12 protein-coding genes are annotated in these 17,505 nt (G+C 60.0%); 8 read left to right on the forward strand and 4 right to left on the reverse strand.

The annotated features are described in order from the left end of the window. Position 1 precedes the first annotated feature (1 nt). A complete protein-coding gene (gene fabF / locus DES53_RS05480; RefSeq protein ID WP_113957234.1) occupies positions 2-1,246 on the reverse strand; it encodes a beta-ketoacyl-ACP synthase II in 1,245 nt (414 codons plus the stop codon). A 471-nt stretch (positions 1,247-1,717) separates the two neighbouring features. Between fabF and clpB the strand changes: the two genes are divergently transcribed. The 6 genes from clpB to DES53_RS33825 all read left to right on the forward strand — a co-directional run bounded on the left by clpB (position 1,718) and on the right by DES53_RS33825 (position 10,027). Continuing rightward, the gene (gene clpB, locus DES53_RS05485) at positions 1,718-4,291 is read left to right on the forward strand and encodes an ATP-dependent chaperone ClpB (RefSeq protein ID WP_113957235.1); all 2,574 of its coding nucleotides are present in this window, start codon (positions 1,718-1,720) and stop codon (positions 4,289-4,291) included. Positions 4,292-4,761: 470 nt separating this feature from the next. Next, positions 4,762-5,757 carry a glycosyl hydrolase gene (locus DES53_RS05490; RefSeq protein ID WP_170156879.1) on the forward strand — a complete coding sequence of 332 codons (996 nt, stop codon included), beginning with the start codon at positions 4,762-4,764 and terminating at the stop codon, positions 5,755-5,757. A gap of 118 nt (positions 5,758-5,875) precedes the next feature. Next, positions 5,876-6,295: a hypothetical protein gene (locus DES53_RS05495; protein ID WP_113957237.1), complete on the forward strand. Its 420-nt coding sequence runs from the start codon at positions 5,876-5,878 to the stop codon at positions 6,293-6,295. A 215-nt stretch (positions 6,296-6,510) separates the two neighbouring features. Beyond that, a complete protein-coding gene (locus DES53_RS05500; protein ID WP_113957238.1) occupies positions 6,511-8,409 on the forward strand; it encodes a hypothetical protein in 1,899 nt (632 codons plus the stop codon). Positions 8,410-9,031: 622 nt separating this feature from the next. After that, entirely contained in the window at positions 9,032-9,889 is an 858-nt protein-coding gene (locus tag DES53_RS05505; protein ID WP_113957239.1) for a glycerophosphodiester phosphodiesterase, read from the forward strand. A gap of 3 nt (positions 9,890-9,892) precedes the next feature. Then, positions 9,893-10,027 carry a hypothetical protein gene (locus DES53_RS33825; RefSeq protein WP_281270130.1) on the forward strand — a complete coding sequence of 45 codons (135 nt, stop codon included), beginning with the start codon at positions 9,893-9,895 and terminating at the stop codon, positions 10,025-10,027. A 383-nt stretch (positions 10,028-10,410) separates the two neighbouring features. Here DES53_RS33825 and DES53_RS05510 read toward each other — a convergent pair whose 3' ends face one another. Continuing rightward, positions 10,411-10,866 (reverse strand): transposase, encoded by a 456-nt coding sequence (locus DES53_RS05510; RefSeq protein WP_113957240.1) that lies wholly within the window; start codon positions 10,864-10,866, stop codon positions 10,411-10,413. Positions 10,867-11,168: 302 nt separating this feature from the next. Between DES53_RS05510 and DES53_RS05515 the strand changes: the two genes are divergently transcribed. Beyond that, a complete protein-coding gene (locus tag DES53_RS05515) occupies positions 11,169-12,260 on the forward strand; it encodes a hypothetical protein (protein WP_113957241.1) in 1,092 nt (363 codons plus the stop codon). 80 nt (positions 12,261-12,340) lie between these two features. Here DES53_RS05515 and DES53_RS05520 read toward each other — a convergent pair whose 3' ends face one another. Then, positions 12,341-13,207: a hypothetical protein gene (locus DES53_RS05520; protein WP_113957242.1), complete on the reverse strand. Its 867-nt coding sequence runs from the start codon at positions 13,205-13,207 to the stop codon at positions 12,341-12,343. A gap of 42 nt (positions 13,208-13,249) precedes the next feature. Further along, a complete protein-coding gene (locus DES53_RS05525; protein ID WP_113957243.1) occupies positions 13,250-15,622 on the reverse strand; it encodes an FdhF/YdeP family oxidoreductase in 2,373 nt (790 codons plus the stop codon). 225 nt (positions 15,623-15,847) lie between these two features. Here DES53_RS05525 and DES53_RS05530 point away from each other — a divergent pair, with 225 nt between their 5' ends. Beyond that, positions 15,848-17,017 carry a glycoside hydrolase family 10-like protein gene (locus tag DES53_RS05530; protein WP_170156880.1) on the forward strand — a complete coding sequence of 390 codons (1,170 nt, stop codon included), beginning with the start codon at positions 15,848-15,850 and terminating at the stop codon, positions 17,015-17,017. Positions 17,018-17,505: the final 488 nt, after the last annotated feature.

A 17,505-nucleotide genomic window follows, 5' to 3' on the forward strand; every position in this document is an offset into this window, starting at 1 on the left:
ACTAGATCTTCGTCACCAGCACCGCCGCGTTGTGTCCACCGAAGCCAAACGAGTTGCTCAGCGCCGCAGTCACCTTGGCTTCGCGGGCCACGTTCGGCACGACGTCGAGGTCGACGGCAGGGTCCTGGTTTTCCACGTTGATGGTCGGAGGAATGATCTGATCGCGGATGGCAAGGATGCTGGCCGCGAGCTCCACCCCGCCGGCAGCGCCGAGGAGGTGGCCGGTCATGGATTTCGTGGCGCTCACGAGGAGGCCATTCGTCGCGTAGTCGCCGAAGGTCTTCTTGATCGCCTGCGTTTCGCACACATCGCCCACCGGGGTGCTGGTGGCGTGGGCGTTCACGTAGGAGATCTGGTCGGCGTTCAGCTTGGCATGCTTCAGCGCCATGTTCATGCAGCGGGCTGCGCCGGAGCCATCAGGCAGGGGAGCGCTCAGGTGGTAGGCGTCCGCGCTCAGGCCGTAACCGGCGAGCTCGCAGTAGATATGCGCGCCGCGCTTCTTCGCGTGCTCATACTCTTCCAGGATCACCACGCCAGCGCCTTCACCCATCACGAAGCCATCGCGGTCCACATCGAAGGGGCGGCTGGCCTTTTCCGGGGCGTCGTTGCGCGTGCTCAGCGCCTTCATGTTGCCGAAGCCCGAGAGGCCCATCGGCGAGATGCTCGCCTCCGCGCCACCGGCCACGATGACATCCGCGTCGCCGAACTTGATGATGCGCCAGGCTTCACCAATGCAGTGGTTCGAGGTCGCACAGGCGGTCACGATGCACATGTTTGGCCCGAGGAAGCCGTACTCCATGGAGATCATCCCGCTGGCGATGTTGCTGATCATCATCGGGATCGTGAAAGGGGACACACGGCTGGGGTGCTTCTTCAGCAGGAGCTCGTGGTTGTCTTCCAGCGTCATGAGGCCGCCGATGCCGGAGCCGACCATCACACCCACGCGGGTGACATCTAGCTTGTCGGGGTCCAGGCCGCTGTCTGCCACGGACATCTTCGCCGCGCCCATGGCGAGCTGGGTGAAGCGGTCGGCACGACGGGCGTCCTTGAAGTCCTTGAAATACTGCTTGGGCTCAAAGCCCACCGCTTCGCCACCGAAGTGCGTGCCGTATTCCGTCGTGTCGAAGGCCGTGATGTTCCGGATGCCGCTTTTACCCGCGACGAGGTTCTTCCAAAATTCATCCTTGTTGTTCCCCACAGGGGTGACAACGCCAATTCCGGTGATGACAACGCGACGGTCGGACATGAGTAAGGTGGTGAGACTGAAGAATAGGGAGGGCGACAATCCACGAAACGGGGAGGGGGGCAAGGGAAAAGCCACGCCCCTGCAGTCATCCATGGTGCGTGCCCATCTCCATACGGGACGGCCCACCGAATCTCGCTGCTCTGGCTTTACGTGGCTGGCGTTTTGCACGTATGGTGCGGCCAAGCTCCGTGTCCCAGCCGAGTCATGAAGTGGGATGAACTCAGCACGCCTGCCCCCTCACTCACTCCCGAGCGAACGTCTGCGAACCCGTATTGGGTTGGGTCTACAGTGTCAAGATGGCGCTTTTTGCCCGCAGTGGTTCGCACCTGTTTGCCGCTATTGAGTTATAATGTCTCACGTTTGTTGCGTGGTATTTCCGGTTAAAGCGCTCATGACTAGTGTTTTAATGTATTGGTTATCTCGGCATGCCAATTGCATGAGTACTCTCAGCTTTCTCATTCTTTACACCGCATGAACCCTGACCGTTTTACCCTCAAAATGCAGGAGGCGCTCGCCTCCGGACAATCCATCGCGGCCCGCTACGGGCACGCTGAGCTGAAACCTTCCCACGTCCTCCTTGCCCTCTTGGAGCAGACTGAGGGCGTGACCAAACCCCTCCTGGAAAAGGTGGGCGCCTCACCCGCCAGCATCAAATCCGCCGTCGAGGTCCACCTCGCCAAGCAGCCGAAAGTTTCCGGCGGCAGCGGTCCGCAGCACATGAGCAGCGACCTCCGCGAGACCATGGCGAACGCGGAGAAGGAGCAGCACGCGCTGAAGGATGACTACCTCAGTGTGGAGCACTACCTCCTCGCCCTTACGAAGACCCGCACAGACATCGAAGGCGTCTTGAAGCAGGCCGGCATCAAGCATGCGACACTCCTGCAGGCGCTCACCTCGGTGCGTGGCGCCCAGCGCGTGACGGACCAGGATCCGGAGGGCAAGTACCAGACGCTGGAGAAGTATGGTACGGACCTCACCGCGCGTGCCCGGCAGGGGAAAATCGACCCCGTGATCGGCCGTGATGAGGAAATCCGCCGCGTGATGCAGGTGCTCAGTCGCCGCAGCAAGAACAATCCCGTGCTCATCGGTGAGCCCGGGGTGGGGAAGACCGCCATCGTGGAAGGCCTGGCCCGGCGCATCGTGGCCGGTGATGTGCCGGACTCTTTGAAGAACAAGCGCGTCATCAGCATGGACCTCGGCGGGATGCTCGCCGGCGCGAAGTACCGTGGTGAGTTCGAAGAACGCCTCAAGGCCTTCCTCAAGGAAGTGACTTCCAGCGAGGGGCAGATCATTCTCTTCATTGATGAGCTGCATACCATCGTGGGTGCGGGCAAGAGCGAGGGCGCGGTGGACGCGAGCAACCTGCTCAAGCCCCAGCTCGCCCGTGGTGAACTGCGCTGCGTAGGCGCCACGACGCTGGATGAATACCGCAAGTACATTGAGAAGGATGCTGCTCTCGAGCGCCGCTTCCAGCCGGTGTACGTGGGTGAACCCAGCGTGGAGGACACCATCGCCATCCTGCGCGGCCTGAAGGAGCGCTATGAGGTGCATCATGGTGTGAGGATTCAGGATAGCGCCATCGTCGCTGCGGCGACGCTGAGCCATCGTTACATCAGCGACCGCTTCCTGCCGGACAAGGCCGTGGACCTCGTGGATGAAGCCGCGAGCCGCCTGAAGATTGAGCTCGACTCCATGCCCACGGAGATTGATGTGCTGGAGCGCTCCATCATGCAGCATGAGATGGAGCGCCAGGTGCTGAAGAAGGAAACCGACCCCGGCAGCCGCGCGCACCTCGCGCGACTGGAGAAGGAGATCGCGGACCTCAAGGAAAAGAGCACCGCGCTCAAGGCCCAATGGCAGAAGGAAAAGGAATCCGTGCAGGAGAGCCGCAAGATCAAGGAGGAGGTCGATCGCCTCCGCACCGAGCAGGAGCAGGCGCAGCGTCGCGGCGACTTCGCCCGCGCGGGTGAGATCCAGTATGGTCTCATTCCAGATCTCGAGAAGAAAATCGCCGATGCCAGCAAGGCCGAGGCACAGGGTGGCCACACGCTCCTGCGAGAAGAGGTGACGGACGATGACATTGCCAAGGTCGTCGCAAGCTGGACGGGCATTCCCGTTTCACGCCTCCAGGAGGGTGAGCGGAGCAAGCTCACGCACATGGAGGAGCGTCTGCGTCATCGCGTCATCGGCCAGACCAGCGCCATCAGTGCGGTATCCAATGCTGTGCGTCGTGCGCGTGCCGGCCTTCAGGACGAGAACCGCCCCATCGGCAGCTTCCTCTTCCTTGGCCCCACCGGCGTGGGCAAGACGGAGCTGAGCAAGGCGCTCGCCGAGTTCCTCTTCGATGATGAAAATGCCATGACCCGTCTCGACATGAGCGAGTACATGGAGAAGCACAGCGTGGCCCGCCTCATCGGCGCCCCTCCCGGATACGTGGGTTATGAAGAAGGCGGCCAGCTCACCGAGGCCGTGCGTCGGCGCCCCTACAGCGTGGTCCTTTTCGATGAAGTCGAGAAGGCGCACCCGGATGTCTTCAACACCCTGCTGCAAGTGCTGGATGACGGCCGTATCACGGATGGCCAGGGGCGGACCGTGGACTTCCGCAACACGGTCCTCATCATGACCAGCAACATCGGCAGCCAGTTCATCCAGAATGAGGAGAACGCCGAGCAACGCGAGGCTCTCGTGAAGGATGCGCTGAAGCAGTTCTTCCGCCCCGAGTTCCTGAATCGCGTGGATGAGATCATCATCTTCGATCGACTGCATGCGAAGGACCTCGACCAGATCGTGAAAATCCAGGTGCAGCGCGTGGTGGATCGCCTGAAGAAGCAGAACATCACCCTGCATCTCGCGGACGATGCCGTGCGCCGTGTGGCGGATGAAGGCTACGACCCCGTCTTCGGCGCGCGTCCTCTGAAGCGCGCCATCCAGAAGCTCATCCTCGACCCGCTCTCGCTGGACATGCTGGAAGGCAAGTTCACCGACGGCGCCCATGTCGAAGGACGTGTGAAGGATGGAAAGCTGGAGTTTGTGACCAAGGTGTAGATGGGAACCTGCGTTTAGATAAATAGGGAAGTGGCGCATTGCGTGCCAACTTCATGGACCAGGTCGCTTTGCGTCGTGGAGTGCGGTGGCACAGGCCTCCCTTGAGGCCGCCACACCGCGTTAAACGAAGTGATCTGGCCCAGATGTAACGGAGAACTTCATTGAAATCCAGCAGCAGCTTCCCCTTGGGGACATGCATCTTGGGGGATTGGACCGTGATCTCGATTCGCGATGCTCATGCCCTCCGTCAAAGCGGTGTCGCGGCCTCAAGGGAGGCCTTTGCCACACGCACTCCACGACGCAAAGCGCTTCTTCCGAATGCCAGATGAACGTGAACAAGAGTCGTTGTTTGACACGGCTCACAGGACTCCATCCCCCAACCTGACGCACATGCGCTTTGCGGCTCTCGCTGCCCTTCAGGTAGCAATTTCAGAGGCACACTCGCGATCCTGATGTACAGGACGCGCCTGATGATTTCCCCCTCCCTTGTCCGTGGTTTCGCGAGTCTTGCCTGTGCAGCGGCGATTGTCGCCTTCACCCCCAAATCTCAAGCAGGCGAGCCGTTGCTCGGCGTGTACGGTGAAAACTCCATGGAACGCGTGCTGGCCTTCGAAAAATGGCTGGGCAGGCCCGTGGATGTCATCCTGTGCACCATCGATTTCCACAAGTGGGAGAACTACCGCTACTCCGACTGGCTGAGCAACACGGTGTACGGCACCCGGGGCAATCGGCGACTGGTGTATGACGTGCCTATCATCATCAACGGTGCAAGCTACGCTGAAGCCAAGACGGGCGCGTATGATGAGCACTGGAAGTGCCTCGCGGAGACCATCATTGCCAACAACCCTGGCGACTACGGAATCGTGATCCGGCCCAGCCATGAGATGAATGGCGAGTGGTTCGTATGGGGCGTGGGCGGATCACGGCACGCCATGATTCCGGATTTCATCGCATCGTGGCAGCGTTTTCACAGCGTGCTCCGCGGAGCGCAGGGCGGGTCGAGGTTCCAGTTCAGCTTCTCTGTCTCCGAGGGCGCGAGCGATCCGCGTCCCATGTGGCCTGGGGATGCATATGTGGATCTCGTAGGGTATGACCTCTACTGGAAGCCGAAGAGCATGGGCGGTGAAGGTTGGGAAACGGACGATCCCCGCGAGGCGTGGAAACTGCGCGCGACCAACGGCTACAATGAATGGTGCGTGAGCGGAATGCTGGCCTTTGCCAAAGCGAAGGGGAAACCCTTTCAGATCGATGAATGGGGCGTGTGGGGGCCGAATGCAGGGCCATTCGTCGAGGGCATGGCTGCTTTTCTCAAGGAACATGACGTTCGCTCACACACTTACTGGAACTCCGACCTGGCCTATCCGGGTGAGATTCACACGCGGGATGCGGAGTGGCCTGCGACCACGGCCGCTTTCAAGGCAGCCTTTGGCAAAGCCTCCGGGGTAAAGCAGGAAGCCGCGAAGTGAGGGCCTGCGCGGAGGCTTGCACTTTCCTCCTGTCTGACCACAAAGGCGCTTGCGTTCCCCGCATGTCCCACCTGTAATTAAATCCCGTCAGCACGAATTTCCGCTCCCCCGAAATTGCATGGCCCGTCGCGCAAAATCCCAGTTCACTCCCCTTCATCTCATCGCCGTTCTTGCGGGTTTTGGCCTCATTGCCTTCATCGGGTTCAAGGTGTTGCAGGGTACCGGCGCCAGCACCGGCTTTGCGGATGCCACGGACCTGGACATTCGTGAGTACATGGAAAATTCCAATGCCCTCTCCAACAATACCTACCGCATTGAGGGCACCATCGCGGACCGTCTTGATAACAACTGGCCCTCCAGTCGTGGCAGGCTCTTCGAAGTCATGGTGGATGATGGCCCGGAGCGTGGCTCCGTGGGCGTGGTGGTGCCTGCGAAGTTCAATGGCACCAACATCCAGCGCGGTCAGCGCTTCAAGTTCAAGGTCACCGTCCAGTCCGGCACCGGCATGCTGGAAGTGATGGACCTGACGAAGGCGTAGGCTTTTCGTCGAAAGAGAGGGGAGAGTGCGTGGCCTTGGCAAAGGAAGGGAAAAGGGTGCTGCTGGTGCTGCTGTGACTTCGGAGGCATGGAGTCCATCATGGTCCGGGTGGGACGGAGATTTGCCACGCCCGCTCTCTGCCATGTCACGGGCTATTTTCGCCGTGTCTCATCCCTTTCTTGTCAATTAAGGGGCAGCGACTATGCTTTTTTCTAATGAAGACCAAGCTGCTTCTGCTTCCCGCCGCGTGCCTCATTTCTCCCCTGGCGCTTTCGCACGGCCAGGTGCTGCCGGCCAGTGGAGGCGGCGGCGCTCCCGCGAGCCAGCAGAGCAGTGCCCCGCCGCCCACGCAGTCCAATCAATCGCAGCAGCAGAACTCCATGCTGGGCAACACGTTGCCTTTCATGGACGTGGGCAATGAGACCGTGGCCTGGGATGGCAAGATGTGGAACGTGACGAACAATCGCATGTTCCGCGCGCGCCTGGAGAAGTACCTCGCTTCCCCCGAGGCCAATACACCGGAGGATGAAGAGTACCGGAAGATTCTGGACGAAATCACCACGCTGCTTGCCCCCACCCACAACGGTGGCAAGCCCAGCCTCCCCGGCGCGGTGGCGCTCCTGCCCATTGCCGCGCAGCACAAGATTGACGCGAAGCTGTGCGATACGCTCGCGAACGCCATCTACGGTGTGTGGCTCTCCCAGAAGAATGTGGCCAGCCTTCGCGCCACCACGGAAGAGATGGGACGCCAGCGGAACAACCGCCACTTCTTTGGCAAGCACGCGTCGGATCCCATGTCTGTCCAGCGCCCCGCCGCCGGCAGCACCACGAATCGCGGTGGTCAGCAGCAGAATACACCCCAGCAGGCGGTGGCCCAGCTCGGTGATGTAGCCCAGTACACCAAGGACATCGTGGAGCTCGAAGCCAAGATGAAGGCTGCCGAGCTCTCCATGGCCACGGCGCAGGTCACGGCGAAGGCGGAGTTCCAGGCCATCATCATCCAGTTCGCCATCCAGCGTCGCTTCGAGCATGTGGTGCTCGCGTGCCGCTTCTACCGTCATATCTTCGCGGATCCCTCCGGCATCCTGAACCTCAAGGAAGGATCGGATGCGGAGAAGATGTTCGCCTCCAGCCTCGGCACGTCACCCACCATCAGCGCGCTCGATTCGTTCGCGAACGAAGCCATTCGCGATGTGGATGAGGCGGTGCAGGCCTTCGATTATCTCGTGGAGCGTGGCGATATGGCCAGCGCCTCCCAGCGCATCTCCGAGGCCTTCATGGTCGGCGAATACCTTCCTCGCGTGCGCCGCGTGCCCATTCAGCGGAAGATGATGGTGCTCGACTTCACCCGCGACTCGAACCAGCTCGTGTCTGCCATGGAGATGAAGGACTACACGCTTGCGGAGACGCTGGTCACGAAGCTGCGTACGCTCGCAAAGGACTTCGACTACAGCAAGCCCACCGCCATGATCGAGACGGCGCGGACCGTGAGCGACATGCATCTGAACAAGGCCAAGGTCGCCGCCATGCAGGGCGATCAAAAGGGCAGCACGGATTCGCTCACCCAGGCCGCCACCATCTGGCCCACGAATCCGAAGCTGAAGGAATTCACCAACATGATCGGCAACAACGCCGATATTAAAACACAGACCGCGCTCGACCTGGATCGCCTGCTCAGCCAGCGAAACTACCGCCAGATCTATAACGACCAAGGCCGCTATCTCGCTGCGGTGATCGATGACCCCATCCGCCAGGAATCTTTGAAGAAGGTGCTCACCGACATGAACAAGGTGAACCTCATCATCGCCGGCGCGACGAGCCGCTCCCAAGGTGGTGATATGGCGGGCGCTTGGGAGTCCATCGAGCAGGCTTACGTTGAGTTTCCCGAAGATCCCGAAGTCGCCCGCCTGCGTTCTGATTTCAGTGTGAAGGCCACCGACTTTGTTGGCGCCCTGCAAAAGGCGAAGCAACACGAGGACCGCCAGCAAACCGGCTCCGCCCTCGCCTGGTACCTCAAGGCCCGCACCCAATATCCCCCGAGCCAATTCGCCCGCGAAGGCATCACCCGCCAGGTGACCAAGCTGAACGGTGGTAGTGGTGATACGGTGCCGTGAGGCGTCGGCACCGCTGTGAAGGGGGCAACGCAAAGCAGCGAAGCAGCCAAGGAACCTAGTGTAGAAGGCTTCTCCAGAAACCTCTCACGCGAGCACGTCTCCTGACGCGACACGCCTTCAGCGCACAGCGTATCCTCAAGGAGTGGGGCATTCTTGCCCCCATTTGGACGTTGCACGTTCCCTGCCCGGTAAGTTCCTGCGCTTCGCGCGCCCATTCGAAGATTTCGGTAGGGTGCTGCTGCGTCGGCACCCAAATTTCCGTGGGCGGAAGCGGCGTGGAACTTTGTTGCGTGCGTCTTACAGGCCTTGCCACCCACCCACCAGCTCCGCGCCTCCCCAAGCCCCACCTGACTAGGGTGCCGACGCAGCAGCACCCTACCAGATACAGGCGCTCGCCACGTAAGTGTGCGAGTATGGAGAAAACGTGGCTGGTTCCTGGGCCTTGCTCCCCCTCAGTCTCCGAAGTTCCTCTGTGTCTCCGTGTCTCCGTGTTGAATCCAATGCACCTCGCCTCGCACCCGTAGGTTCCGGCCACACAACCTCACCAAATCTCCCCAACTCCCCTGATCCAACCCGCCTTCCCACCGCGTTCTCATCCACCTCACGCCTCACGCCTTCCCCCATGCTCCGCCTCGCCTTCCTCTCCCTCCTCACCCTGGCAGCCAGCCACCTCACTGCCCCGGCCTCCGAGCCCACTACCGTCACCGGCCTCTACCAGGGCGTCCGCATCATCGCCCATCGCGGTGCCGGCTTCGAGTTCGATGAAAACACCGTCGAAGCCTGCAAGCACAGCTATGCCAAAGGCATCCGCGGCTACGAGGTGGACATCCGCCTCACCAAGGACAACCACCTCGTCCTCATGCACGACGCGGACACCGCCCGCACCACGAACGGCAAGGGCAAGATCGAAGACCTCACCCTTGCCGAGATCCAGGCCCTGCGCACCACCCGCAGCGGCGTTCCGGTGCCCTCCGTCACCGACCTCTTCACCTGGTTCAAGGACAAGCCCGAGGTCCTCTTCCTCCTCGAGATGAAGACCAAGGAGGAAAAGGTCTACACCGAAGACCGCCTCGCCATCTACTGCCGCCTGCTGGACGAAGCCACGCGCAACCTCCTCCCCAGCGGCACCTACCATTTCACCTCCTTCGACAAGCGCTCCCTCACCATCATGAAGCGCCTCCAGCCCGACGTCCCCACCGGCCTCCTCACCAGCACCTTCCCCACACCCGAACTCATCACCGAAGCTAAAGCCCTCAACTGCGCCCGCCTCTCCGTCTCCCTCGACGCCACCTCACGCAAGATGGCCCGCGAAGTCAAAGACGCCGGCCTTCAGGTGTCCCTCTGGCCCATCAAAAGCAAAGCCGACGCGGATTTGGCCGTGATGATGGGAGCGAATATTTTGTGCACGGACGTGCCGGGGGATTTGGTGGGGAAGGAGAGTGGGAATGCGAATGTGAAGAGCAAGGATGCGGTGCCGTAAGGAATGAGCGACCGTGTGGCCGTGGCGTCACGATGGCACATTTCATCCCTCAGCGTGACGGCCACCCACTTGTGGAACACCTACGGCGTTCAAGCTTCTTTTGCAGCCACCTGGGGTGGCGTCCGCTTCGCGGACTGACCCCAGGCTGGACAATGTTCAACACCTTCGGTGTAGGAGCTTCGATCCGGAGGTGGTCATAGGGTTCGCAGAGGTTGAGCTTTGGTAGTGCCGTTGTGAGATGGCGATGGGTGATTGTGGGAGAGACGAGGCTTTGCCAAAGTGGCTCACGCTGCCCTCAGCGTGAACCGTGGCAGTATCCCTGATTCACCATACTCCCAACACCATAACCAAGAAGACGCCCTTACGCCGAAGGCGTTGCACATCGTCCAGCCCAACGGTCAGCTTGCGAAGCAAGCGCCACCTTGGGTAGCTGATAATGAAACTTGAACGCCGTAGGTGTTCCACAAACGGCTGCCATTCACCGGCATCGTTGCGCAACGTTCCCGGGCGGCCCACCCGCTTCAATCCCACGCATACCGTTCATCTAACTCCGCGCCGTACTTCTTGCACAAGCGGCGGAACTCATCCTGGAATCCGACCTTCCGGTGATGCTCCTCTTGATTCCGGATGTACTTGGCCAGCGCATCGATGTGGGACGGGCTCACGGAAAACGCCCCATAACCCGCCTGCCACCGGAAATCCCGGAGGTTCCGGTTGGTGACCTTGATCCACTTGGTGGTCTCGCGTTTCAAATCCCGCACGAACGCCGCCTGGGACAGGTTCCTGGACAACCGGCAAAATACATGCACATGATCCGCCACCCCGCCGATGACCACCGACGGTGACTCCATGTTCTCACACGCCCCGGCCATGTACGCATGCGTCTCGCGCCGGAACGTGGCGTCCGTGAGGAAGGTGGCACGCTCCTTCGTGGAGAACACGAAATGCTGGAAATCGCGGCTGATGGATTGGGACATCTTGAGCCGACTTTTTGTGGAACTCTTTCAGAGTTCAATTAATTTCTCGACCAAACCCAAGGTGGCGCCCGCTTCGCGTGCTTACCCTGGGCTGCACAATGTGCAACGCCTTCGGCGTAGAGGATGACACGGTTGATTCATTGCTGTGTAGACCCGAAACATCATCCTCCTAGGTCAGGAAACGATGGCTGTTTGGAGGTTGACTTTTCTCCTTGTAACTGAACAATTGATAAAGTGCCTGTGTTTCAGCATCCAGTCTTGGTTAGAAGCATGGGTTGAGGCATCAGCACCTTTTCCATTCAATGTCTGAGTCTGAACAACCTCAAAAAGCGACTGCGGCCAAGCGACCAAAGTCCAAGAAAAAGGGTCGTAAGAAGCCTAAGAATATATCAGAGGGTGGAGGCACAGCCGCTTATCCGCGCCACAGCCTGTCAAAGTCACTGCGGATTCCAACCGCCATCCTAGAACAAAATGCGGGGAAGCCATGTAGCGAAAAGGAGGCCGCAACTTTTGTCGGAGTTGGATTTGGAGGTCCATTTCGACTTGAGATCAGTTCATGTTTGAAATTCGGACTTCTGGAGCGCCCAGGTCCAAGTCAAGTAGGGATCACGGAGCTTGCTCGCAGGGCGATAAGGCCGCAAAGTCCTGGTGATGATGTTCGGGCTCTTCAAGAGTCTGTGCTAAAAGCACCTCAAATTTCGGAGGTCTATCAACACTACAGAGGTGAGAATCTGCCCGAACCCAAGTTTTTCGAAAATGCCTTGCAGGATAAGTTCAGGATTCCATCGGATAAAACGCTGGATTTTATTACAATTTTTGAGCAGACGCTAGAATCTGCCCGATTACTTCAACGAGTTGATGACAGGATACGGCTGTTGGATGTGAGTGATACAGCGACAATCGGCGATGAAGCGGGACGTTTAAAGAAATTGGGTCGTGAGGTCCATGTCTCAACTTCGGACAGTTGCTTCGTAATGATGCCGTTCGCCCCGCCCATCGGAAGTTATTACGAGAAGATTTATGATCCAGCGATTCGCAAGGCTGGACTGACTCCCGTTCGTGCAGACAATGATATTTTTGGTACGGGTAAAATCATTGAGCAGATTTGGAGTGGAATCAACAAGGCGCGCGTATTGGTAGCCGAGTTAACCAACCGAAATCCCAATGTCTTTTATGAGCTAGGGCTTGCTCATGCTTTGCAAAAACCAGTCGTTTTGGTGGCCTGTTCAGACCAGGACGTGCCGTTCGACCTAAGGCATATTAGAGTCATCTATTATGACATGACTGACCCATTTTGGGGGCAAAAGCTCGTCGAGAAGATATCGGAGAATATTCTGTCAGCTCTCAAAAATCCGGACGAGGCAATCTTGCCTAGAGTGCTCGAGCGGCAGTAGGAAGTGCGAATGGTGAGGGCAAAATCTCTTCTTGAACCATCTGATCTCGATGGGCTTGGCCTGAGTTCTGGCGGGTATACTCAAGAAGGGGCAAGTAACTGTTTAATGGAGTCGGGATTCGCAAGTAGACGCTGTATGAGTTCTTGTTTTACTTCGTTTCTAACTTCTTCACGGATCTCCTCCCGCAATTCTTGTCGAACCTCTTCCATGTAGTGTTCACGAATTGTGTCGCGCTCTTCTTGAAGCGCACGCATCAGCCAATCTCTAAACTCGACTCGCACAGTCTCTCGTAGGTCTGTAGGCATTGCCCCTTTGAACATGGCGGATATGCCTGCTTGTAGATCTTCGCGAAGGGATTGGACCGTTTGTTGGGTGAGTGCTTCTTGGATTCGAATTCTTTCGTCCTTCGCGGTCTCAGCCAGTAGGGTGCGGAAGTCGGAGCTGACTGAGTCTTTTATTTCTCGAATTAAGGTGTGTTGCAGCAATTGAACGGGGCCCTCCTTGAAAAACTCCGCGAGGCAAGACCGGAAGAATGACTGTGTCTGTTCTCGCAGATTTTCATGGACCATGTCGGCTAGGCACTCTTCAGCAATTTCACGAATGTCTTCTCTCATATGCTGGGTAATGGTTTCGACATTCTTGTCGCATTCTCGAAGTCGTAGCTCTTTAGAATCAGCGGGCGCCTGATATGGAACGAGAAGTGCATTCCGTTGTGCCGTCGCATTGGCCTTCATCCTTCCTGTGCCACAAAAGAAATAGTGAAGGTCATTGAGAAACAATGGTGTTGGGATGCGGCCCGTCTTTCCAAACGTTTTATCAAAGTGATCGGACAGTAACTGGAGAATAACCGTGCCCTGTCCTGCTGTGGCTTCTAAAAGATAGGACCGGATCACGACAAAGACCCTGCCCGGGTTCTCGCTGCGCTTTGCCAATCCTAGTGGGGTCATCAGCGGAGGTGATAGTGTGCTTTTTGTCTTGATGCGCGTTATTTACACCCTCTCCACCGTCACCAACACCCCCTTCGACGTCGGCGTATTGCTCACCTCCGCCGTGCTATCCACCGGCACCAGCACATTCGCCTCCGGGAAATAGGCCGCCGCTGTGCCCGCCGGAATATCATACGGAATCGCCAAGAAGTTCCGCGCGACTCGGGTCTCGCCGTTCCAGTGGCTCGTGATGTCCACGGGCTTTACGGGGCCGATACCGCGGGCCTTCATATCCTCCGGATTCAAGAACACAATGCGGCGTTCGTTGCTGATGCCGCGGTAGCGGTCGTGCAGGCCGTAGACGGTGGTGTTGAATTGGTCGTGGCTGCGGAAGGTTTGCAGCACCAACTGACCGGGGCCAGCCTCCAGGGAGGTGAGGGGATGGGACGTGAAGACGGCGCGTCCGTTGCCAGTGGGCGTGTTGAAGACACCTTCGCGGGCGGCGTTATACAAATAGAAGCCGCCGGGCGTGCGCACGCGTTCGTTGAAGTTCTCGAAGCCGGGGATCACGGCCTCCACCTTGTCGCGGATGAGGTCGTAGTTTCCGTAGAGCTCGCGCCAGGGCACGGTGCTGCGGCCTTTCAACGTGGCCTCGGCGAGGCGGGCGACGATGGCGGTCTCGCTCAGGCACTGGTCGCTGGGCGGCGTGAGGCGGCCCTGGCTCATGTGCACGATGCCCATGGAATTCTCCACGGTGACGAACTGCTCCATGCCATTCTGCAGGTCCACTTCCGAGCGGCCGAGGCAGGGGAGGATGAGGGCGCGCTTCCCGGTGATGAGGTGGCTGCGGTTCAGCTTCGTGGAGATGTGCGCGGTGAGATTGCAGTTCCGCAACGCAGCAGCGGTGAACTCGGTGTCCGGCGTGGCGGAGAGGAAGTTCCCACCGAGGCCGAGGAAAAACTTTCCCTGCCCCTCATGCATCGCCTTGATGGCCATGCAGGTGTCCCAGCCGTGGTGCCGCGGCGGGGTGAAGCCGAAGACTTTCCCGAGACTATCCAGGAACGAGTCCGGCATCTTTTCGAAGATGCCCATGGTGCGGTCGCCCTGCACATTGCTGTGGCCGCGCACGGGGCAGAGGCCTGCGCCCTCGCGTGCCACGGCGCCGAGCATGAGATGCACGTGCACGACCTCCTGGATGGTGGCGACGGCATTGCGATGCTGCGTGAGGCCCATGGCCCAGCAGGAAATGAACTTCCGCGAGCCGGAGGCAATCTGCTGTGCGGCCTTCTTGATCTCCGCGCGCTCAATGCCGCTGTGTTTTTCAATCTCCTCCCACTTCGTGGCTTCCACCTGCTTGCGATAGGCTTCGTAGCCGATGGTGCGATCCTTGATGAAGGTCTGGTCGAGCACCTTGCCGGGGTTCTCCCGTTCCATGCCGAGCAGCGCCTTCGCGATGCCGCGGAAGAGGGCCATGTCGCCATTGATGCGCACCTGGAGATACTGGCTGGTGAGCTTCGTGGCGAGGCCCATCATGCCGATGACTTCCTGCGGATGCTTGAAGCCCAGCAGGCCCGCCTCGCGCAGGGGATTCACGGAGATGATCTTCGCCCCGTGACGCACGGCGCTCTGCAGGGCGCTGAGCATGCGTGGGTGGTTCGTGCCGGGATTCTGGCCGACCACGATGATGGTGTCCGCCTTGTCGAAATCGGCAAGCTTCACGGTGCCCTTGCCCACGCCGAGCGTTTCCTTCAGCGCAGCGCCGCTCGACTCGTGGCACATGTTGGAGCAGTCGGGCAGGTTGTTCGTGCCGTACTGGCGGACGAAGAGCTGGTAGAGGAACGCTGCCTCATTGCTGGCGCGTCCGCTGGTGTAGAAGACGGCCTCATCCGGCGAGGCGAGTTTGTTCAGCTCGGCCGCCATGATGTTGAAGGCCTCGTCCCAGGACACCTGCTTGTAATGCGTGGCGCCCTCGCCAGCTTCCAGCAGCATGGGGTGGGTGAGTCGGCCCTGCTGCTCCAGCCAGTAGTCGGACTGCTCCGCGAGTTCACGCACGCTGTACTGCGCGCAGAACTCCGGCGTCACGCGCTTCAGCGTGGTCTCGGCGGCGATGGCCTTGGCCCCATTCTCACAGAACTCGGTGGGCGCACGATGGTCATCCGGGTCCGGCCAGGCGCAGGAGGGGCAGTCGAAGCCGTTCTTCTGGTTCAGCTTCAGCATGGCCTGCGTGCCACGCACCACGCCCGCCTGGGTGAAGACATGATTCAGCGAGGACAGCACCGCCGGTACCCCTGCCGCCGCATGCGAGGGCGAGCCGACGCGAATGCCCGTGTGCTCCTCCGGCGTCAGCGCGTTCGGCAGTCCCTCAGCGGGTGGCGTCGGCGAAGCGGGCGCTGGCTCGCTGGTGGTCTCGGATTCGGCTGGCGTGCGGGAAGACATTTTCGGTGAGCGGTGCGACGGTGAGCGGTGGGTCAGTGGCAAAGAGCGGGAATCGGGCCTGCCGCTACAGTCTAGTCTCGCAGAAAGAGATACGCTTGGCAACGGGGGAGCATGCAGGGAAGAAGGGGCGGGAATGCGCGGGGAGATGGTGTTTCTTTGCAAGGTCTTGCTGGCAGGATAGCCCGAACCGCGAATACTTGGACACCGCATTGCGTCCCACCCCCTATGCTCGCCCGAACCCTTCCCAACCCCGTCCGCGCCCTGGTTGCCACGCTGCTCCTCGCGGTAGCTGCACCCTCCGCATCCCTCCACGCCGAGATGCGTTCCGCCTGGGTCGCCTCCGTACACAACTTGAACTTCCCCTCCGAGGCTGCACTTCCCGCCGAAGCCCAGCAGATGCAGATTCGCCGCATTGTGAGCCTGGCGGAGGCGAGCGGGTTGAATGCCCTCATGGTCCAGGTGCGGCCAGAAGGGGATGCGTTGTATCGTTCGCGCCTTGAGCCGTGGAGCCGCTTCGTCTCGGGAGCCCAAGGGGTGGATCCGGGTTATGACCCACTCGCCACCTTCATCGCCGAGGGACGTGCGAAGGGCATCGCCATTCACGCGTGGATCAATCCCTACCGCGCAGCGACCAGCAGCAAAGTGACGCGTGCGCGCAATCACATCACGAATACCATGCCCGGCGCGGTGCGCCGCGTGGGCTCCATGCTCTGGATGGACCCCGGCGAGCCCGCCGTGCGCCAGCATGTGGTGCGCGTGGTGCAGGACATCGTGAATCGCTACGACGTGGCCGGCGTGGTGATTGATGACTATTTCTATCCCTACCCCGGCAGCGGCATCCCGCGTGGCACCTTCCCCGATGACGCGACCTATGCGAAGTATGGCAAGGGCCAGAGCCGCGGCGACTGGCGTCGTAACAACGTGCACTCCCTCGTGCGCGATCTGCACGGGGTGGTCTCCGGCTCGGGCAAACGTTTTGGCGTGAGTCCCTTCGGCATCTGGCGTCCGAATGTGCCCCCCGGCGTGGATGCCCAGCTCGACCAGGTGATGGAAATCTACTCCGACCCGCTCGTGTGGATGCGCGAGGGCTGGATTGATTACCTCTCCCCGCAGCTCTACTGGGCCGATGCCGGTCCGCAGAGCTACTCCGCCCTCCTGCGGTGGTGGCGTAGCCCGCAGGCCAATCCCCGCGGCGTGCCCATCATCCCCAGCATCGCCGCCGACCGCATGGGCGGCAGCCACAAGTGGCCCGCCAGTGAGATCGCGCGCCAGCTGGAGCTGGAGAAAAAAATAGGCCCCCGCCGTGCCAATAGTGCTGGCTTCATCATCTGGAGCATGGGCCCCGTGATGAAGGACCTGAAAGGCGTGCGCGGAGTGATACGGAGTTCGCGGTAGCGCGAATCAACGTAGCTCGCGAGTCCCTTCGCGAGTGTATTTCAAGAGGCAAAACCTCGCGAGTAATGCCACAGAGTCGCTTCCGGTTAACCAAAGAGACGAAGTGTAGCTTCAGCAGGAAGTCGGGTCTCCTGACCGGACAGCGTCCGATGGGTCTCCCGACCCGTCGTGCGAGTGGCGTGAGTACGCGAAGACATTCGAAGGAACGACCAAGCACTTCTGTGTGTTGCTCAGAGGCAGTTCAACACGCACTCGTGTCTTTCAAATTTCTGGCGGGTAGGAAAACCCGCCGGACGCTGTCCGGTCAGGAGACCCGACTTCCTGGCACACAGCGCGAACGGATCTCACGCGTGTATCTCAGAATGCAAACCTCGCGAAGGGACTCGCGAGCTACGTTGGAGGTGAGCCCTCGCTGCGTCTCTGCCTCCTCTGCATCGCACGACGTAACCAACACCCACATGCAAAACCCAACCAATCCTCTGCGTCCT

This window comes from Roseimicrobium gellanilyticum (assembly GCF_003315205.1).
Taxonomy (GTDB): Bacteria; Verrucomicrobiota; Verrucomicrobiia; order Verrucomicrobiales; family Verrucomicrobiaceae; genus Roseimicrobium; species Roseimicrobium gellanilyticum.